This window comes from Flavobacterium rarum (SeqCode), assembly GCF_965234445.1.
GTDB classification, from domain to species: Bacteria; Bacteroidota; Bacteroidia; order Flavobacteriales; family Flavobacteriaceae; genus Flavobacterium; species Flavobacterium rarum.
The window spans coordinates 401,503-421,100 of sequence record NZ_OZ248490.1; the positions used below are offsets into that span (position 1 = coordinate 401,503).

The 19,598-nt window shown below is 31.7% G+C and carries 17 protein-coding genes; 9 read left to right on the forward strand and 8 right to left on the reverse strand.

The genetic code is table 11. The features are described 5' to 3' along the window. Nucleotides 1-75 precede the first annotated feature (75 nt). From AC8GF4_RS09935 to hemN, 8 genes are all read left to right on the forward strand, one after another. Nucleotides 76-1,269, forward strand: coding sequence for an aspartate aminotransferase family protein (locus AC8GF4_RS09935; protein ID WP_506594333.1), 1,194 nt, complete (start codon nt 76-78; stop codon nt 1,267-1,269). Between the two features lie 171 nt (nt 1,270-1,440). Next, nucleotides 1,441-2,835 carry a tetratricopeptide repeat protein gene (locus AC8GF4_RS09940; protein WP_506594334.1) on the forward strand — a complete coding sequence of 465 codons (1,395 nt, stop codon included), beginning with the start codon at nt 1,441-1,443 and terminating at the stop codon, nt 2,833-2,835. Nucleotides 2,836-3,062: 227 nt separating this feature from the next. After that, entirely contained in the window at nt 3,063-3,803 is a 741-nt protein-coding gene (locus AC8GF4_RS09945) for a shikimate dehydrogenase family protein (RefSeq protein ID WP_506594336.1), read from the forward strand. A 108-nt stretch (nt 3,804-3,911) separates the two neighbouring features. After that, nucleotides 3,912-4,664 (forward strand): lipid A phosphoethanolamine transferase, encoded by a 753-nt coding sequence (locus tag AC8GF4_RS09950; RefSeq protein ID WP_506594337.1) that lies wholly within the window; start codon nt 3,912-3,914, stop codon nt 4,662-4,664. A 241-nt stretch (nt 4,665-4,905) separates the two neighbouring features. Then, nucleotides 4,906-6,906 (forward strand): DUF349 domain-containing protein, encoded by a 2,001-nt coding sequence (locus AC8GF4_RS09955; RefSeq protein ID WP_506594339.1) that lies wholly within the window; start codon nt 4,906-4,908, stop codon nt 6,904-6,906. Nucleotides 6,907-7,229: 323 nt separating this feature from the next. After that, a complete protein-coding gene (locus AC8GF4_RS09960; protein WP_506594340.1) occupies nt 7,230-7,580 on the forward strand; it encodes a hypothetical protein in 351 nt (116 codons plus the stop codon). A 108-nt stretch (nt 7,581-7,688) separates the two neighbouring features. Next, nucleotides 7,689-8,159, forward strand: coding sequence for a hypothetical protein (locus tag AC8GF4_RS09965; RefSeq protein ID WP_506594341.1), 471 nt, complete (start codon nt 7,689-7,691; stop codon nt 8,157-8,159). A gap of 118 nt (nt 8,160-8,277) precedes the next feature. Next, nucleotides 8,278-9,642: an oxygen-independent coproporphyrinogen III oxidase gene (gene hemN / locus AC8GF4_RS09970; protein ID WP_506594342.1), complete on the forward strand. Its 1,365-nt coding sequence runs from the start codon at nt 8,278-8,280 to the stop codon at nt 9,640-9,642. Nucleotides 9,643-9,796: 154 nt separating this feature from the next. On the opposite strand, the gene AC8GF4_RS09975 is transcribed toward hemN, so the two are convergent. From AC8GF4_RS09975 to AC8GF4_RS10010, 8 genes are all read right to left on the reverse strand, one after another. Next, nucleotides 9,797-10,498, reverse strand: coding sequence for a sulfite exporter TauE/SafE family protein (locus AC8GF4_RS09975; protein WP_506594343.1), 702 nt, complete (start codon nt 10,496-10,498; stop codon nt 9,797-9,799). 157 nt (nt 10,499-10,655) lie between these two features. Further along, nucleotides 10,656-11,156, reverse strand: a complete 501-nt coding sequence (locus tag AC8GF4_RS09980) for a FixH family protein (RefSeq protein ID WP_506594344.1) — start codon at nt 11,154-11,156, stop codon at nt 10,656-10,658. A gap of 69 nt (nt 11,157-11,225) precedes the next feature. Next, nucleotides 11,226-12,644, reverse strand: a complete 1,419-nt coding sequence (ccoG, locus tag AC8GF4_RS09985; protein ID WP_506594346.1) for a cytochrome c oxidase accessory protein CcoG — start codon at nt 12,642-12,644, stop codon at nt 11,226-11,228. Nucleotides 12,645-12,724: 80 nt separating this feature from the next. Further along, entirely contained in the window at nt 12,725-13,660 is a 936-nt protein-coding gene (locus AC8GF4_RS09990; RefSeq protein WP_506594348.1) for a cbb3-type cytochrome c oxidase N-terminal domain-containing protein, read from the reverse strand. A gap of 29 nt (nt 13,661-13,689) precedes the next feature. Further along, nucleotides 13,690-13,857 (reverse strand): CcoQ/FixQ family Cbb3-type cytochrome c oxidase assembly chaperone, encoded by a 168-nt coding sequence (locus AC8GF4_RS09995; protein ID WP_506594350.1) that lies wholly within the window; start codon nt 13,855-13,857, stop codon nt 13,690-13,692. A gap of 16 nt (nt 13,858-13,873) precedes the next feature. Continuing rightward, nucleotides 13,874-16,051: a cytochrome-c oxidase, cbb3-type subunit I gene (gene ccoN / locus AC8GF4_RS10000; protein WP_506594352.1), complete on the reverse strand. Its 2,178-nt coding sequence runs from the start codon at nt 16,049-16,051 to the stop codon at nt 13,874-13,876. A 73-nt stretch (nt 16,052-16,124) separates the two neighbouring features. Continuing rightward, on the reverse strand, nt 16,125-16,298 hold the full coding sequence (gene ccoS, locus AC8GF4_RS10005) for a cbb3-type cytochrome oxidase assembly protein CcoS (RefSeq protein ID WP_506594354.1): 174 nt from the start codon (nt 16,296-16,298) through the stop codon (nt 16,125-16,127). Nucleotides 16,299-16,414: 116 nt separating this feature from the next. Then, nucleotides 16,415-18,793, reverse strand: a complete 2,379-nt coding sequence (locus tag AC8GF4_RS10010) for a heavy metal translocating P-type ATPase (RefSeq protein WP_506594356.1) — start codon at nt 18,791-18,793, stop codon at nt 16,415-16,417. Between the two features lie 108 nt (nt 18,794-18,901). Here AC8GF4_RS10010 and AC8GF4_RS10015 point away from each other — a divergent pair, with 108 nt between their 5' ends. Continuing rightward, nucleotides 18,902-19,582, forward strand: coding sequence for a Crp/Fnr family transcriptional regulator (locus AC8GF4_RS10015; RefSeq protein ID WP_506594415.1), 681 nt, complete (start codon nt 18,902-18,904; stop codon nt 19,580-19,582). Nucleotides 19,583-19,598 lie beyond the last annotated feature (16 nt).

Below are 19,598 nucleotides of genomic sequence, written 5' to 3' on the forward strand. Positions count from 1 at the left end.
TAGTGATCAGTCGTATGAGAAACGATTTAAACTTTAAACAGTTTAAACTTTAAACAATTTAAACCCTTAAAAAAAGTGAATACCGATTTCATCAAATACCAAGCACAAACTTCACCTTATCCATTAGGTATGGAAGTTTCGCATGCAATAGGTTCTTATATTTATGACACGAATAACAAAAAATATTTAGACTTTGTTGCGGGAGTTTCGGCTTGTACCCTAGGACACCAAAACAAAAGAGTAAATGATGCTATCAAAGATCAATTGGACAAGTATTCGCATGTAATGGTTTATGGCGAATACTCCCAAAGTCCCGCTGTCGAATATTGCAAATTGATGGCCTCTCTCCTGCCCGCACCGTTGGACAAAACCTATTTGGTCAATTCTGGTACCGAAGCAATAGAAGGAGCCTTAAAACTAGCGCGAAGAACCACAGGAAGAAGCCAACTCATTTCTTGCCATAATGCCTATCATGGCAATACAATGGGCTCCATGAGTGTCATGGGATTTGAGGAACGCAAGCAAGCTTTTCGACCTTTACTTCCCGATGTTGATTTCATTACTTTTAACAACGAAGATGATTTACAAAAAATAACAACCAAAACGGCTGGAATCATTCTTGAAACCATACAAGGCGGAGCCGGTTTTATACAGCCACACAATGATTTTCTAAAAAAAGTCAGAGCACGTTGTACACAAGTTGGCGCTATAATGATACTCGACGAAATTCAACCTGGATTTGGAAGAACAGGAAAACTATTTGGATTTCAAAACTATGATGTTGTACCAGACATAGTCGTTATGGGAAAAGGAATGGGTGGCGGAATGCCAGTTGGTGCTTTTACAGCCTCATCGGCTATGATGGACTTATTGACCGAAAATCCAAAACTAGGACACATCACCACTTTTGGAGGTCACCCTGTCATTGCGTCAGCTTGCTTGGCCACTTTGAAAGAATTAACTGAAACCAGCTTAATGCAAGACGCTTTAGAGAAAGAAAAACTCTTTAGATCACTTTTGGTACACCCTTTGATACAAGAAATACGAGGCAAAGGATTAATGCTTGCAGCGATGACAGCAAGTGCGGACATCACCAATGAAGTAATCCTAAAATGTCAAGACAGAGGTCTTATATTATTTTGGTTACTCTTTGAAGGATGCGCCATCAGAATTACACCGCCCCTTACCATTTCTGAAGAAGAAGTTCGTGAAGGATGTGCTATAATTCTTGAGGTAATGAATGAAATGATTTTAGATTGCAGATTTTAGATTTAAGAATTTAGAATAATGATTTTGTAAATTTGATATTGAAATTGCCATTGGCATTGATATTGGCATTGAAAAACTTGTTAATTAAATTGTTCACAACAAATAAAATTCTTCCTCACAAAAACAATACGTTTACCTAATTTTATTATAGGATAATTTAAAACACACAGTATGCAATTAAGCAACGAAGAAGAAGAGTATAACTTATCCCTATCCAAATTTGAGTCTATGTTGAAAACCAACAAAGTACTCTTTTTTGATTCCGAAGAATTTGAAGAAATCATTCTTCATTACCTCGATATGGGCAAGCCAGCATTGGCCAAAAAAGCACTAAAACTAGCACTAGATCAACACCCGAAATCTACAGGTTTAAAATTAGTTCAAGTAGAAATGCTCATCTATGACGATAAACTCGAAATAGCCGAAAAACTACTCAATGAACTTTATGCCATTGAGCCTACAAACGAAGAGATTTTTATTCAAAAAGCCAATATTTGTTCCAAAAGAGATCAACATGAAAAAGCGGTAGAAATGCTTAAAATTGCATTAGAATACACCGATGATTATGCAGATGTCTACAACTTAATTGGAATGGAATACCTTTTTATGGACAATCTCGAGTTGGCCAAAGAAAGCTTTATCAAATGTCTCGAAGAAGATTTTGAAGACCAATCCGCTTTATACAATGTCGTGTACTGTTTTGAGTTTTTGGATCAAAATCAAGACGCTATTTTATATTTAAACAAATACATTGACAAAAACCCCTATAGCGAAATTGCTTGGCATCAGCTTGGACGTTTGTATTATGGTGTAAAAGAATATGAAAATGCCATTCGTGCTTTTGACTACGCCACACTTATTGACGATGAGTTTCTAGGTGCGTTTATGGAAAAAGCAAAAGCCCTTGAACGTCTCAAAAAATACGATCTGGCTATAGAAAGCTACAATAGAACCATTGAATTAGACGACGCCACTTCGTATGCCTTATTGCGCATTGGGAAGTGCTATGAAAAATTAGGAAATAAAGTTTTAGCATTAAAATTTTTCAACAAAACCGTTCACGAAGATCCTCTTTTGGACAAAGGTTGGATTGCGATAACTGATTTTTATGTTCGTCAAAAAAATTTCCAAAAAGCATTGTTTTTCGTCAACAAAGCTTTAGCAATCGACAATCAAAATCGATTGTACTGGAAACGTTTTGCTACTATCAACAAACAAATGAACTTCTTTGAAGAAGCCGAATTTGGATATAGAAAAGCCGTAGAATTTGGAGATTACCAACTGGACACTTGGTTGTTTTGGGTAGATATTCTACAATTTTTGGGCGAATTCGAGAGTGCCATTCAAACATTACTACAAGCATCCGAATATTTTCCAGAAGAAAACGAAGTCGAATACCGATTGGCTGGTTTGTATTATATGCTACAAGACACCACCAAAGCCAAATTTCATTTAAGCAACGGTTTACGTTTAAAATTTGACAATTATATACTAATTGAAGATTTATTCCCCGTAGTTTGGTCAAAAAAAGTAGTACGGAATTTTGTAGAAAAACACAAAAAATAATTGGGGCGTGACATTAAGTTAAGCTTTGTTATTTCTCGCAAAGACGCAAAGACGCAAAGTTTAGAGTCGATTTCTTTGCGCCTTTGCGTCTTGGCGAGAGTTGTATTTTGAAAAAGCGTAATGAGAAATCATTAACCTTAATGGCATAGTGTTCTATCCCTCATGCAAAACAAGAAACTACTAACTAACAAAATCGAATTTCATAATTCGAAAAAAATATAAATTTAATGTTGAAAAAACGTTTTGGTTTATTAGGCCGTAATATCAGTTATTCCTTCTCAAAAGGATATTTTACAGACAAATTTAGTAACGAACATTTTGAAGGTTTTAGTTATGAAAATTTTGACATCCCCGAAATCAATTATTTCACCGAATTAAGAAAAAACAACACCGATCTTTTTGGACTGAATGTAACTATTCCTTACAAAGAAGTTATCATTCCGTTTCTGGACAAATTATCCAAAAACGCACAACAAATTGGCGCTGTAAACACTATAAAATTTACCAAAAAAGGCAAACTCAAAGGCTACAACACCGATTATTATGGTTTCAAGAAATCATTAGAGCCTTTGTTGCTTCCGCATCACAAAAAAGCATTAATTCTTGGCACAGGAGGCGCCTCAAAAGGTGTTGCTTTTGCATTGGATCAGTTGGGTATTGCCTATACTTTTGTATCTCGCGAAGTCAAAGAAAATTGTATTGATTACAGTTTAATTAATGTTACAACTTTTGATAATTATCAAATCATAATCAATTGCACACCCGTTGGAACCAGTCCAAATGTAGAATTATTTCCGCTTATTCCTTATGAATACTTTACCGAGAATCATATTGCCTACGACTTAATATACAACCCAGCCGAAACTCAATTTTTAAGCAAAGCAAAAGCACAAGGGGCACAGGTAAAAAATGGTTTGGACATGCTAATTTTTCAAGCCGAAAAAGCTTGGGAAATTTGGAATAAGTAATTTTATTTTTATAACAAATATTTAAGTATTGCATTCTAAAACTGATTAAAATTTGATGCTTTAGAACAAATATTTTAATTATATTAGCTTAAAATTAAATGTTTGGCTATGAAAAGTGTTTTCTACCTACTTTTTTTGAATCTTTTTTCTATTTATACAATTCAAGCTCAAGAAGATGCTGTTGCAGAAACAAATCCTTTTGCAGATGTACGGTATAATTATTTTAAAAAAACTGTTATCTTATTTAATGAATATTTAAATACCGATTCTGGATCGTTCAATACTACCGATTTAAGAATTTTACAACCAATAGGAAACAAAGCTTGGAATCTAAGACTTGACATTCCATTAATATCAACAAATTCAAATTCTAAAGACAAAACAGGTTTGGGAGATATTGCATTTGCTTCGTCCTACATAATTGCATTAAACAACAAAAGGGGTATTGGTGCCAGAGCCAAAGTAATCACCAATTCTGCTAGTAACCCAAGTTTTGGATCTGGAAAATGGGTATTTGTTCCTACTCTATTTTATGGAATATATTTGGATAAATCAAGTAAGATACTATGGTTGATGGATGCAGAATACCAAGTAAGTTTTGCAGGATCTAGTAACAGAAACGATATAAGCACTGCAGTTTTTGAAAATGCATTAATATACAGTTTTCGAAAAAATTGGATTGCTGGAAATGTTGCCGTACGCTATAATAATACAGTTAATGGTTTTCAGAACTCTGCTTACCTTGAATTTGGACGAAAATACAGCAAAGAATCCATGTTTTACATCCATCCTAGCATCGGTTTTGGAAACAAAAAATTCTACAATAACGGACTAGAATTGGGTTTGGTTATTTTTTATTAAATAAACTATTCGAATCTGTTGTTTAACTTCTAAACCAAACTAGTATTATTTGTTTTATTGTAAATTGAAAATTTTAATAATTCCCTTAAAATACAAAAAAAAAGAATTAAAGACTTCAACTCCCTCTCAAAAACAGGAATTTTCATTATAAACTAGCTATAAATAAAGGTTTTATTTTGATATTCAATACACCTTTAGTATCTTTCGCATTCAAAAAATAAAAACCTTATACATTTATAAAATGTTAGAAGAAATGAATGATAACCTGCAAGAAGCAGACGGAAAAATAGCCAATGAATTGCAAGAAACAATTCATTCTGAAGTACCTGCTCAAGAAGTAAACGAACAAAGTAATTCTGTTTCAGGAGAAAGTGTTATTGGCACTGATGCAGAAACGGTAGTTTCAAGCAATGTAGTAGCCAACGAGAATCAAAATGTTCTTGACGCTATAGCCGATTCGAATGCAGAAGAAAGCGAAGACGAAACGCTTAAAGAGCGTCACGATATTCCGATGCTTGATTATGATGCGTTACCAATGGAAAAGCTTGTTGACGAATTGAAAAATTTGGTTACCAATGAGAAAGTGATGTCGGTAAAGGAGCATGTAGAAGAGATTAAAAAAGCTTTTTTAACCAAATACAATCATCTTTTAGAAGAAAAAAGAGAAGAATTCAATCAGGAAAACCAAGATCCTAATGAAGAATTCCAATACCATTTGCCTTTAAAAACAAAATTCGACCAATATTACACTATTTATAAAGATAATAAAAACGTACATTTTAAGAGTTTACAAACCAATTTAAAATCAAACTTAGAGGTTCGATTGGCTATTGTAGAAGAATTAAAAGAGTTGATTAACCCTCAAGCAAACATTAAAGACAACTTAAAACACTTTAATGAGTTAAGAGAACGATGGAAAAATGCGGGATCAATTCCAAAAGACAAATACAATCATGTCTGGAATAATTTTCATTTTCATGTAGAAAATTTTTATGACTATTTGCACTTGGATAGAGAAGCAAGAGACATTGATTTTAAACACAACTTGGATCAAAAACAAAAAATAATTGCACGTGTTGAAGAATTGGTAAATGAAGCAGACATCAACAAAGCATTTAGAGAATTGCAAGATTTACATAGAATCTGGAAAGAAGATATTGGTCCTGTTTCAAGAGAACACCGTGATGAGATCTGGAACAAATTCAGCGAACTGACAAAAAAAATGCACGACAAACGTGAAATTTTGTTTGAAAATCAAAGAGGTACTGAACTTGAAAACTTAGAAAAGAAAAAAGAGATTATTGCCAAAATTGAAGTATTAGCTACCGAGAAAGTAAATGCACATTCACAATGGCTTGCTCAAATTGAAAAAGTTGAGGCTCTAAGAACAGAATTTTTCTCGGCTGGAAAAGTACCTTCGGATGTAAATGAAGCTACTTGGTCGGAGTTTAAAACCGCAGTTAGAAATTTTAATACTTTCAAAAATTCGTTTTACAAAGACATTAAAAAAGATCAAAACGACAATTTAAACAAAAAAATTGCACTTGTAAACAAAGCCAAAGAATTGCAAGAAAGTCTTGATTTTGCTACTACTACTCCAATAATGAAACAAATTCAAGAGGAGTGGAAAAAAATCGGTCACGTTCCTAGAAAATATTCAGATAAAATCTGGAACGATTTTAGAGAAGCTTGCAACCATTATTTTGATAAATTAAAAGAGCAAAAAAACGAAGAGAACGTAGAAGAAATAGAAGCTTTTGATAAAAAGAAAGCGTACTTAGAAACTTTACGTGAGTTTCAATTGACAGGCGAACACAAAACAGATTTGGATGCCATTAAATTGCATATCGAAACATGGAAAAATTTAGGCAAAGTACCTTTCCCTAGACGTCATATTGAAGGAAAATTCAATAAAATCCTGGATGCTTTGTTTGAAAAATTGAGCTTAAGCAAAAAAGATACTGAAATGATGCGTTTCACCAATAGAATGGATCATTTATCTGAAAGTAATGACACTAGAAAACTTGACAATGAAAAGATTTTCTTAATGCGAAAAATTGAGGAAGTACAAAATGAAATTTTTCAATTGGAAAACAATATTCAGTTTTTTACCAACACCAAAAATGCTAAAAAAGAAAATTCAATCGTATTGGAAGTTCGAAAAAACATAGCTATCCACAAAGAAAGTCTTGAAGTTTGGAAAGAAAAACTAAAGCAATTAAGAAATTTAAAAACAGAATAAATTATTAATTTTTATACAATTTATAACCTCGAGCAAATTTTGTTCGAGGTTTTTTTTTATAATATGACTAAACCTTAAGAAGACCATACTTGATTTGATTGTTCGATATTTTTTCAAATTTCAATAAAATAATCTGTGTGATTTTTTTAAATCTACGTCATGTAAATTCATTACAGTTTTTCTATTTATTAATTCGAGTAATAACATTATTTGTATTAGTTACAGGCAGTCATTTTTTATAAAATTAACAATTTAAAAAAAAATTAACTTTCATTTACGACAGCAATTTATGGTTGTGAAAATTGATTGTTTAATTTTGTAAAATGAAAGCCACATTAAAATTTATAGCATTTGTTGGTGTTATAGTGTTATTTGCATTTGCATTTAGCCTAAACACTAATGCTATTGTGAATTTTCAAAAGGAAAATGCGTCTAATTTAGTTACGAATGAAAAATTAAGCGCATCAGAATTCATACAACCTGGCTTTTTAAAGGATTCTGTTGATATAAAAGTCAAAACCAATACACTTGATTTTGTAGGATATTCTTTTTCTACATCAATTAAACTTTCAAAATTTAAAGGTACTGTTCGTAAAGCTATTGTGTCAAATTTAGACTTTAACAGAAGTAATGAAATCTTTATTTTATTATACCCTTCCCATTATTTTTGGTGATTTAATACTGTGATTCCAGTAAGAAAGAAGTCATAAAACTTCTAATCATTCTTAATTCTATAGAATTTAAGAATGCAAATCATTGTATAATTTCAAAAAAACAAAAAAATGGACACATCCGTAACACTAATTGGCTTACTTATAATTCTTTTAATCGGCATTCCACTAACTTATACTTTTCGTTCCAATATTTTAAATAATGCCAAAATAAAAGAAATAAAAAAACAATACAGTAATAATCATTATGATTTTAGTCAAAGTGAAATTAAGAATAGAAAAAGCATCTCAATAGATATAAAAAAGAAAGGTTTTCTATTTATTGACTATAGCTATAAAGAAGAAACAGTCTATTTTATAGACATAAATAAGTTACTTTCTTGTAGATTATTACCGACTAAAGAAAACAGTACGGATATAATTTTGAAAATAGAATTTGAACTAGTCTACAAAAAAACTTTAAAAAAAGAATTAATACCAATTTATAACATTGAAAATGATTTTTTAGACTTTAATTGTTTGCATGAAGATCATCAATTAGGAAAAAAGTGGAATCAACTAATCAATGATTGCTTATCATAAAACCAGAAAAAATGATTCTTTTAGTATAACTTAAATCATTAAGTACTCTCTTACATGATAATTATCATTTAAATTGTTAAAAAGGCACACTACTTTTGTTAATAGAAAAATTAAATTTATGAAAAATTCACTGATTCAAAAATATAATGTCCCAGGTCCAAGATATACGAGCTATCCAACGGTACCTTATTGGGATGAGTCAGGATTTACAGATGACAAATGGAAAGAGACTCTTAAAAAATCTTTTATAGAAAGCAATTCTAAAGAAGGTATTAGTCTTTATATCCATTTGCCATTTTGTGAAAGTTTATGTACTTTTTGTGGATGCAACAAACGCATCACCAAAAATCATCAGTTAGAAAACCCTTATATATTAGCTGTTTTAAAAGAATGGTCTTTGTATTGTACTATTTTAGGCGAAAAACCAAAAATAAAAGAAATCCATTTAGGAGGTGGTACCCCTACTTTTTTCTCTCCTCAAAACTTAGAAGACTTAATCAACGGAATTTTTACACATGCAGAAAAAGCAGCAGGCTATGAATTCAGTTTTGAAGGACATCCTAATAATACAACACATACACATTTAAAAAAATTATACGATTTAGGTTTTAGAAGAGTAAGTTTTGGAGTTCAAGATTACTCTGAGAAAGTACAAAAAGCGATTCATAGAATACAACCTTTTCATAATGTAGCCAAGGTCACTTTTTGGGCAAAAGAAATTGGGTATACCTCAATAGGACATGATATTATTTTTGGATTACCTTTTCAAGAAATTGATGATGTAATTGATACTATAGAAAAAACCAACTCATTACAACCCGATCGATTGGCTTTCTACAGTTATGCTCATGTACCTTGGATAAAAGGAAATGGTCAACGCGGCTTTAACGATGATGATATTCCGAAAGATGACAAAAAAAGAAAACTCTATGAAGTTGGAAAAGAATTGTTATTTGAAAATGATTATCATGAAATAGGTATGGATCATTTTGCACTAAAAACAGACAGCTTACACAACTCTTTTGAAAATAAATCATTACATAGAAATTTTATGGGCTATAGCTCTTCGAAAACACAATTAATGATTGGTCTAGGGGTTTCTTCAATAAGTGATAGCTGGTATAGTTTTGCACAAAATGTAAAAAATCTTGAGGATTACTATCAAATACTAGAATGGGATAAATTACCAATTTATAGAGGACATTTTTTAACAGAAGAAGATTTAGTCATCCGTAAACATATTTTAAACTTAATGTGCCAATTTGAAACAAGTTGGGAAAATTCTGTTAATTATTTTGAAGAAATACCAGAAATTTTGATTCAGCTCAAAGAAATGGAAAAGGACGGATTATTAACAATTCATGAAAATAAAATCCAAGTTACAGAAGAAGGAAAACCTTATGTTCGCAATATCTGTATGGCTTTCGATTTAAGACTAAAAAGAAAAGCGCCAGAAACAGCATTATTTTCAATGACCATTTAGACTTTTTAGACTTTTTAGACTTTTTAGACTTTTTAGACTTTTTAGACTTTTTAGACTTTTTAGACTTTTTAGACTTTTTAGACACGAAGATTTCACTAGTCTAATTTACTAACTGTCTAAGTGGTCTAATAATCTAAGTAGTCTAGCAATCTAATCAATGGCAATTGGCTTTCTCTTGCACAAATAAGTTCATATTGGATGGAGAAACATATGGTATTCCAAGACCCAAACCTCTAAGAATAAATAAAACTCCTATTACAACACCAACATAAGGGATTATTTTTTGTATTTTATTCCGAAATGAAATTGTTAAATAGGAATTAATATAAGCCACAGAACTCATCATTGGTACAGTTCCAAGTCCAAAAATTATCATGTACAAAACACCCAAACTAGCGCTTTGCATAGCAATAGCACCAAACAAGGCAACATAAACCATTCCGCAGGGCAAAAACCCATTGAGCAATCCAATAATAAATAAGGATTTATAGCTTTTGTTTTTAAAATGACTTCCTAATGTTTGTTTTATTTTTGAGATTACTCTAAAAATAGGTTTTGAAAAATTGTAATTAGCCATTTTTTTCTCAGGAATCAAAATCACTAAAATCATGGCAATTCCAATAAATATGGATAATTGTTGTTGAATTCCAGCTAAAAAAAAGCCTCTTCCTAACAATCCAAAAAGTAAACCAATACTTCCATAAGCTGATAATCGTCCAAAGTGATACGTAATAATTTGAGTTACTTTTTTAGCTTGATTAGTATTGTCTACTGGCAACATCATAGCAATAGGACCACACATTCCTATGCAGTGAAAACTACTGATTAAGCCGAATAAAAAAGCAGTATAAAACATTTTGAAGTTAGAAGTTAGAGGTTGGAAGTTGGAAGTTAAAGGTTAGAAGTTAGAGGTTAGGGGTTAGAGGTTGGAAGTTAAAGGTTAGAAGTTGGAAGTTGGAAGATTTAGATAACAAAATCCATTATAACTGACTTCTAACCTTTAACTTCTAACTTTACTTTACATAAATCTCTTCTTTAGTTAAATATGACTTTCCATTGTATTGCCATTCCATATTAATTTTCCATTCCCCTCCAATTAGTTTGTCTTTAGGAATAAACAAATAAGTAGAGTTTGTAAACAATAAAGGCACTTCAAAATCAAACTTTTTGTTAGATGCACGATATAAAGCAACTGTTCCTTTTATCGCTTTTATATTAAAATCATTTGGGAAAACAACCGTAATCCCGCTAGTATTTACTGTTATAGTAGGCTTTACTTTTAAATCTTGTGCGTTTTGAATACGGGCCATTTCATCTTGAAAATGGATATCGTGTTTGTAATATTCTTCAACAACCAAATCATTATCGTATTTACTATCTGTTTGAACTTTTAAAACAAAATACATTATAAAGCTAATAAACATCGCAAAGGCAATAACTATAGCTGTTCCCCAGTTAATTCCTCTCTCCCCTTTTACCGGAGAATTAAGATCTTTTGAATTATTATTTTTCATTTTTTTTATTAAAATTCTATTTCCATTTTTGTACACCTATTATTGTTACCCTTTGGGGGTTAGGGTGCTTTAATCAAAACTCCTTGGGCTTATAAAATTTGTTGAGGTAGTTTCAATTTTTTGATCACCATCGTAGACTTCAATTACAATTTTTGTTCTATCACTTTCTAATAGAAATTTATTTATCTCAATAAACATTGTACCACTTGACATACCTTGTTTAGGAACTTTCAAATCTTGAATACCAACAACCTTTAAATCCCCTTTAATCCCAACCAATTTAAAATGAATATCTTTTATATCATGATTCGTTTTATTGATGATTTTAAAAGTATATACATTACTAATATTATCTCCTTTGTGTTGAAACAATTGTCCTGGTAAACGAAAAATAGTTGCTTCTACCTCAGTTCTCAAAAACAATAAGCCTGTAAGTACACCTATCAATATAACCAATATTGCGGTGTAACCTTTCATTCTAGCGGTAAACTTGAATTTGGCTTTGGTCTCAATTTCATCTTCAGATGCGTATCGAATAAGACCTTTGGGCAAACCAACACCTTCCATAATGGTATCGCATTCATCTATACAAGCCGTACAATTTACACATTCTAACTGAACTCCATTTCTAATATCAATACCTGTAGGGCAAACATTTACACATTGTTTACAATCAATACAGTCTCCTTTTCCGGTTACTTCTCTGTCTTCTTGTTTATTAAATTTTGCTCGTCCCGCTTCTTTTTCACCTCGAACAAAGTCATAAGCTACATTTATTGACTTTTTATCCAATAAAACACCTTGTAATCGTCCATAAGGACAAGCAATAATACAAACTTGTTCTCTAAACCAAGCAAAAACAAAGTAAAAAACACTGGTGAATATTAATAAAGAAATAAAGGTACTCTTATGACTTAAAGGTCCGTCTTTTATCAATCTAAATAACTCGTCGCTGCCTATTAAGTAAGCTAAAAACACATTTGCAATTAGAAAAGAAATTAAAAGAAACACCAACCATTTCAACGTTTTTTTTCTAATTTTCTCACTATTCCATTCTTGTTTATCTAGCCGAATTTGTGCACCACGATCTCCTTCTATCCAAAATTCGATTCTTCGAAAAACCATCTCAAGAAAGATCGTTTGAGGACATATCCATCCACAAAAAATGCGTCCAAATATAACCGTAAATAAGATCACAAACACAACGCCTATAATCATAAAGAGCACAAAAAGATAAAAATCTTGCGGCCAAAACGGAAAGCTAAAAATATTAAAACGACGTTCCAATACATTGAACATCATAAATTGGTTTCCATTAATTTTTATAAATGGATTGGCAACTAAAATGATTAATAAGAAATAGCTAACCCATTTTCTATAATCATAAAATTTACCCGACGGCTTTTTGGGGTAAATGTATTTTCTATGACCCTCACTATCAATTGTCCCTATTGTGTCTCTGAAAGATTCGTCTAGATTACTTGACATTTTTTGTTTTTTAAATACTAAAAAAGAGCTTTCTCAAAGTTAAAAATCTTGATAAAGCTCTTTTTTAAATATTGTTAAAATTATTTTACTTGAGTACTATCTGTAGCAGGAACAGTTACCGAAGCTGTATTTGAAGCATTATCATCAACCCAAACATCACCATCTGGAGCTTTTGGATCTTTTGGATTACTTCCTCTTAAAGACAAAACATAACTAGCCACTTTTTGCATTTCTTTAGGTTTCAAAGTTCCTTTCCACGAAATCATTCCTTTACCATCACGACCACCGTTTACTAAAGTATGGAATACATTTTTTATCCCTCCTCCTAATATCCAATAATCATCCGTTAAGTTTGGACCAATTTGTCCACCAGCATCCGCTCTATGGCAAGCCACACAATTTGTAGCAAAAATAGCTTTTCCTTCGGCCAAATCAGCAGGGTCTTTCAATAAAGTGACTGTATTCTCATCCATCAAATCGGGTGCAGTTTTCATATATTCAGCCACCTCAATTTTGGCTTGAGCCATTTCATTTTTCAATTCAGCTTCTTGATCTGGAGCACCCATTATTTCAAAACGAACTAAATAAACTGCCGAAAAAACAATACAAGCATAGAATAAATATACCCACCATGGTGGTAAATTATTATCCAACTCTTTGATACCATCATAATCATGATCCATCAATAATTGCTTCTCGTTTTCAATTGGCACTGTTTTAGTAAGGCTTTGCATTAAACCTTTGTACCAACTTTTATCTTTTAAACTTAAACTATTTTCATATTCTTGTTTACGTTTTTCTTCTTCTGACAGCAATTGATATGTTATTGTATTTACTGCTTTCAGCGTTATTTCTATGGCTATTAATAAAAATAGAAACACCAACAAAAAAACAATAACCATTGGATATTTAATAAATGCAGGATGATCCCCTGAATCAATAAAGTATTCCATTACTCCAAAAACGGAAAAAAATATTAAAAGAACTCGTATATAAGGTGGAATTATTTTTTTCATTATTCTATTTATTTTATAAATTATACAATTTAATCTTCTAATGGAATTTTACTCATCTCATCAACTGTCTCTTTTTTATAGGAATACACCCAAATTCCTAAACCAAGAAAAAAGAAAAAGAAAATTAATAATGAAAGTATTGGATATATTGCAACACCTGCAATGGTCTCCATATTGTGTTTTATTTGCTCGAACATAACGGTATTAAATTATTTAGTTTTTAACTTTAATATCTGTCCCTAGTCTTTGTATGTAGGCAATCATTGCTACAATCTCTCTTTCATTCATCGGAACAAATTTTTCACCTTTAGCAGCTGCTTTCTTTTTACTGTCCTCGTAACTTTTTACAAAATCAGGATCATTTTTAAGACTTTCTTCTATTGCCATAGCTTGCGTTCTTAAATCTTTTAATCCATTAGCCACTTGAGCATCGGTATAAGGAACTCCGAGAGTGACCATTGCTTTCATTTTCTTTTCGGTCATTGAAATATCCATAGCTGTATTATCAAACAACCATTTGTAGCTAGGCATAATAGAACCCGCAGAAATACTTTGAGGACTCCAAAAGTGATTAAAATGCCAATTGTCATTGTATTTCCCTCCAACTCTTAATAAATCTGGACCTGTACGTTTTGATCCCCAAAGAAAAGGATGATCATAAACATATTCACCAGCCTTAGATTGTGGACCATAACGCTCTACTTCACTACGAAAAGGTCGAACAGATTGAGAGTGACAACCTACACAGCCTTCACGGATGTATAAATCACGTCCTTCTAATTCTAAAGGAGAATAGGGTTTAACACTAGCAATAGTTGGTATATTCGATTTAACCATTATCGTTGGTACAATTTGAATAACCCCTCCAATCAAGATAGCAATTGTTGCGAAGATTGCCATTTTAATAGGTTTTCTTTCCAACCAAGTATGGTATTTTTCTCCTTTTAGTCTTCCTGAAGTAATAGATTGTAGAGCTGGAGCTTCTGCTAATTCATCTTCTATTTCATTACCCGCTCTTACTGTTTGAATGATATTATAAACCAAAACCAACATACCAATTAAATACATAGATCCACCGATAGCCCTCATCCAATACATTGGCATGATTTGGGTTACAGTTTCCAAAAAGTTACCATACGTTAAAGTACCATCTGGATTAAATTGTTTCCACATAGAGGCTTGCAAGAATCCCGCAAGATACATTGGCAGAGTATAAAGTATAATACCTAAAGTTCCAATCCAAAAATGGAAATTGGCCAATTTAGTAGAGTATAAAGTACTTTTTGTCATTCTTGGAATCAACCAATAAATAATACCAAAAGCCATAAAACCATTCCAAGCCAATGCCCCAACATGAACGTGAGCAATAATCCAATCCGTATAATGAGCAATAGCATTTACATTTTTAAGAGAAAGCATTGGACCTTCAAAAGTAGCCATACCATAACCTGTCATAGCAACCACAAAAAACTTTAATACAGGCTCTTCTCGGACTTTGTCCCAAACACCTCTTAATGTTAAAAGTCCGTTTATCATACCTCCCCAAGATGGTGCAATCAACATTACAGAAAATACAACTCCTAAATTTTGTGCCCAAGTTGGCAAAGCGGAATACAACAAATGGTGAGGACCAGCCCAGATATATAAAAATATTAATGACCAAAAGTGAATGATAGACAATCGATAAGAATACACTGGACGATTGGCTACTTTAGGAACAAAATAATACATTAAACCTAAAAAAGGTGTTGTCAAGAAAAAGGCAACTGCATTATGCCCATACCACCATTGCACTAATGCATCCTGAACTCCAGCATAAACAGAATAACTCTTCATTGCAGAAATTGGCAACTCTAAACTATTAAAAATATGTAATACGGCAACCGTTATAAATGTGGCTAAATAAAACCAAATGGCAACATACAAATGGCGTTCCCTTCTTTTCAACATAGTACCAATCATATTGATACCAAATGCAACCCATATTAAGGCAATTGCTATGTCAATAGGCCATTCTAACTCGGCATATTCTTTTGAAGAAGTATATCCTAATGGAAGTGAAATAGCAGCTGCAACAATAATTAACTGCCAACCCCAAAAATTAAGGTTACTTAAGAAATCACTATACATCCTGGCTTTTAATAATCGCTGAAGCGAATAATAAATTCCTGCAAACATAGCATTTCCTACAAAGGCAAAAATTACAGCATTGGTATGTAAAGGTCTTAATCTACCAAAACTTAACCATGAAATACCATCGGTCATGTTTGGAAAAAGGAACATAGTGGCCAAAATAAGCCCCACTAACATCCCAACTACTCCAAAAAGTATAGTAGCATAAATGAACTTCTTTACAATTTTGTTGTCATAATAAAATTGTTGCATTTCCATATTTATAATTGTTTAAAAAATTGTTTAAAATTGGTGTTTAATTTTTGATAGAAGATTAAAGAGTAATTTAACTTTAAACTTCAGAATTCTTTTGGGAAGATTTAATTAATTCATCGTCAAAAAGCATTCTGACAGATGGTGTATAATCATCATCATATTGACCCGTTTTTACGGCAAAAATAAAGGCAACAAAAAAACCTATTGCGACGAAAATACTAATGGAAATTAATAGATAGATTACACTCATGTCTTAAATTTAAGTTAACAAAACTAAGTTTATCCCTTTTGATAAAAAATGACAATTATCATATTTTATCTAATATGTTAAAATTATGAAAAATATCGCAACAAATACCTAAAAAACTATTTTATTTTTCGAGAATAATAATTACTCATTATTGTTACAAAACTTACTATCGTAATGGTACTCAGCGGCATAATAATAGCTGCGACCAATGGCAAGAGGTTCCCAGTTATGGCAAACGACAACCCAACAACATTATACAAAAGTGACAATGTAAAACTCATTTTTATAGTTTTGATGGATTTCTTGGACAGTTTTAAAAAATAATTAAGTTTTTTAAATTCTTTGGCATCCAAAATGGCATCGCAAGCAGGAGAAAATACATTCACATTCTCTGATATAGAGATTCCAACATTGCTTTGAGCCAAAGCTCCTGCATCATTAAGTCCATCCCCTACCATCATTACATTATTGCCTTGTTCTTGCAATGTTTTTATAAATTCTAATTTTTGTTCTGGTTTTTGATTGAAAATCATTTCTGTTCCTTTTGGCAAAAGACTTTCCAATAAAGTTCGTTCCCCTTCATTGTCTCCAGACAACACTTTAATCTGGTATGTTTTGCACAAATCCGTAAATAATTTTGAAAGTCCTTCTCTGTATTCATTATTAAAAATATACTTTCCATAATACACCCCAGCAATTTTTATATGAACCGAAGTTTGCTGAATACTTCCTTCCTCTTTTTTATCTAAAAAATCTGCAGAGCCAAGTTGAATCTTAATTCCATCAACAACTGCTAAAATTCCTTTTCCAGTTATCTCTTCGAATGAATCTAGTTTTAATCTTTGTCTTTCTGGCAAAAAGTCATACAACATTCTACTCAATGGATGATTGGAAGCACGAAGTACATTTTTTATTAGTATCAAATTAGTATTAGAAAGTGGTTCTCCTTGATACGAAATATTCGATTTGGCATTGGTAGTAATTGTTCCCGTTTTATCAAAAACAATGGTGTCTACTTTGGCTAATTGTTCAATTACCAAAGCATTCTTTAAATAAAAATGTTTGTTCCCAAAAATTCGCAACATATTCCCCATAGTAAAAGGGGCAGTCAATGCCAATGCACATGGACAAGCAACGATAAGTACCGCCGTAAAAACATTGAAAGCCGTATTGGCATCAAAAAATATCCAATATCCAAATCCAATAAAGGCAATCAATAATAAAATAGGAGTGAAATACCTACTTATATTATCCGTAATCGTTTTATGCTTTTGTATTACATTTTTTTGAAAAACATCATTACTCCATAATTGCGTTAAGTAACTCTGAGATACGGTGTGCAATACTTCCATTTCAATTACTTTTCCAATTTGTTTTCCACCAGCAAATATTTTATCCCCTGATTTTTTGGTAATCGGAATGGCTTCTCCTGTTACAAAACTATAATCGATATCCGCTTTATCCGAAATTAAAATTCCGTCAACGGGTATTAATTCTTGGTTTCTAATAAGTAATCTATCTCCTTTTTCGATATCATAAACTGGTACACTTTCTTCGGTAGTATCACTTTTTATCTTGGTGATTGCAATGGGGAAATAGGATTTAAAATCTCTTTCGAAACTCAGAAAACTATACGTTTTAATTTGAAACATTTTACCCAATAACATAAAGAAAATTAAACCGGTCAAACTATCAAAGAAACCAGAACCATAATCCATAACAATGTCAAAAGTACTGCGTACAAACATTACTACAATTCCAAGTGCAATCGGAATGTCGATGTTTAGCATTTTTGATTTTATACTTTTATAGGCCGAAACATAATAACCGCTAGCCGAATACAAAAAAGAAGGCAAGGATAATGCAAAAATTAATCCTCTAAAAAAGGGTCTGTAATTATCAAGCCAAAACTCTTTCACTTCAAAATATTCTGGAAAAGACAATAACATAATATTTCCAAAACAAAAGAAAGCTACTCCCAATTTGTATGTTAAACTTCTATCAACATTGTTTGAGCCTGCTTCATAATTTTCTAAACTAATATAAGGTTCGTAACCAATAGAACTCAGTAAATAAACAATGCTTTGAAGCGATACAATTTCTGGGTTATAAGTGATTCTAACTTTCTTTTCGGGAAAATTGACTTGTGAAGTATTTATTCCTTTTTGAAGACGTTGTAAATTCTCCAAAATCCAAATACACGAGCTACAATGTATGTGAGGAATGTTAAGTGAAACAATAGCGGTGGAATCTTCTTGAAACTCCAATAATTTTGCAATGATGCTTTCATTTTCTAAAAAATCATATTTACCATTTATATCTTGTGGAGTTGCACCAGGAGATTTTTCGAAATCATAATAACAAGTCAAATCGTTTAGACTGAAAATTTCATAAACGGTTTTACATCCATTGCAACAAAATTCTTTTTCATCAAAAGTTATCTGTTCTTCTTTTTCAATATCTAAACCACAATGAAAACATTTGTTTTTTTCCATAAATAAAGCCTTAGTAAGCGGGTGTAAATTTTGCAAATTGATTAACTTAAAAACAATGATAAATATCATATAAATGTATAACTTTGTATGCGAAAATCCAATTTCATTATGAGCAAATGTGAGCAATGTATCGTTAGAGAATTTAGTTCTTTAAAAGCACTAAACAAAGACGAACTTATAAAATTATCTGACTGTAAAACCTCTAGAATCATCAAAAAAGGAGAAAATATTTTTGAAGAAGGAGAAAATGTAAACGGTATATTTTGCATCAAAGAAGGTATTTGCAAATTGACTAAATTGAGTCCAAACGGAAAGGATCATATTGTAAAATTGGTCACCAAAGGGGAACTATTAGGTCAACGTTCTATGATAAGTGATGAACCTGCTAACTTGAGTGCCATTGCATTAGACGACATGCAAGTTTGTTTTATCCCGAAAAATGAAGTAATGGGATTTTTTGACAAAAACAATCAATTTTCTATGAATGTCATGAAAACGATTTGTGGTGATCTGAAAATTTCTGATGAACATATGGTTACTATGGCTCAAAAATCGGTTAAAGAACGATTGGCAGAGACATTGATTTACTTACATGTAAATTTTGGCACGAATACCGATGGAACTCTAAAAGTTCAATTGTCCAGAGACGAATTGGCCAGTATGATTGGTACTGCTACAGAAAGCTGTATCCGATTATTATCCGATTTTAATAAATTGGGATTGATTGAATTGGTAGGTAAAAAAATTGTTTTAAAGGATATTAATAAAATAAAAAAATTAGCAGATTAGCCCTCTAGCCTATAAA

Excerpts from the sequence above, each read along its gene's own strand:
- AC8GF4_RS09940 (WP_506594334.1), top strand. The coding sequence starts at position 1,441 with ATGCAATTAAGCAACGAAGAAGAAGAGTATAACTTATCCCTATCCAAA.
- AC8GF4_RS09945 (WP_506594336.1), top strand. The coding sequence starts at position 3,063 with ATGTTGAAAAAACGTTTTGGTTTATTAGGCCGTAATATCAGTTATTCC.
- AC8GF4_RS09950 (WP_506594337.1), top strand. The coding sequence starts at position 3,912 with ATGAAAAGTGTTTTCTACCTACTTTTTTTGAATCTTTTTTCTATTTAT.
- AC8GF4_RS09955 (WP_506594339.1), top strand. The coding sequence starts at position 4,906 with ATGTTAGAAGAAATGAATGATAACCTGCAAGAAGCAGACGGAAAAATA.
- AC8GF4_RS09960 (WP_506594340.1), top strand. The coding sequence starts at position 7,230 with ATGAAAGCCACATTAAAATTTATAGCATTTGTTGGTGTTATAGTGTTA.
- AC8GF4_RS09965 (WP_506594341.1), top strand. The coding sequence starts at position 7,689 with ATGGACACATCCGTAACACTAATTGGCTTACTTATAATTCTTTTAATC.
- hemN (WP_506594342.1), top strand. The coding sequence starts at position 8,278 with ATGAAAAATTCACTGATTCAAAAATATAATGTCCCAGGTCCAAGATAT.
- AC8GF4_RS09975 (WP_506594343.1), bottom strand. The coding sequence starts at position 10,498 with ATGTTTTATACTGCTTTTTTATTCGGCTTAATCAGTAGTTTTCACTGC.
- AC8GF4_RS09980 (WP_506594344.1), bottom strand. The coding sequence starts at position 11,156 with ATGAAAAATAATAATTCAAAAGATCTTAATTCTCCGGTAAAAGGGGAG.
- ccoG (WP_506594346.1), bottom strand. The coding sequence starts at position 12,644 with ATGTCAAGTAATCTAGACGAATCTTTCAGAGACACAATAGGGACAATT.
- AC8GF4_RS09990 (WP_506594348.1), bottom strand. The coding sequence starts at position 13,660 with ATGAAAAAAATAATTCCACCTTATATACGAGTTCTTTTAATATTTTTT.
- AC8GF4_RS09995 (WP_506594350.1), bottom strand. The coding sequence starts at position 13,857 with ATGTTCGAGCAAATAAAACACAATATGGAGACCATTGCAGGTGTTGCA.
- ccoN (WP_506594352.1), bottom strand. The coding sequence starts at position 16,051 with ATGGAAATGCAACAATTTTATTATGACAACAAAATTGTAAAGAAGTTC.
- ccoS (WP_506594354.1), bottom strand. The coding sequence starts at position 16,298 with ATGAGTGTAATCTATCTATTAATTTCCATTAGTATTTTCGTCGCAATA.
- AC8GF4_RS10010 (WP_506594356.1), bottom strand. The coding sequence starts at position 18,793 with ATGGAAAAAAACAAATGTTTTCATTGTGGTTTAGATATTGAAAAAGAA.
- AC8GF4_RS10015 (WP_506594415.1), top strand. The coding sequence starts at position 18,902 with ATGAGCAAATGTGAGCAATGTATCGTTAGAGAATTTAGTTCTTTAAAA.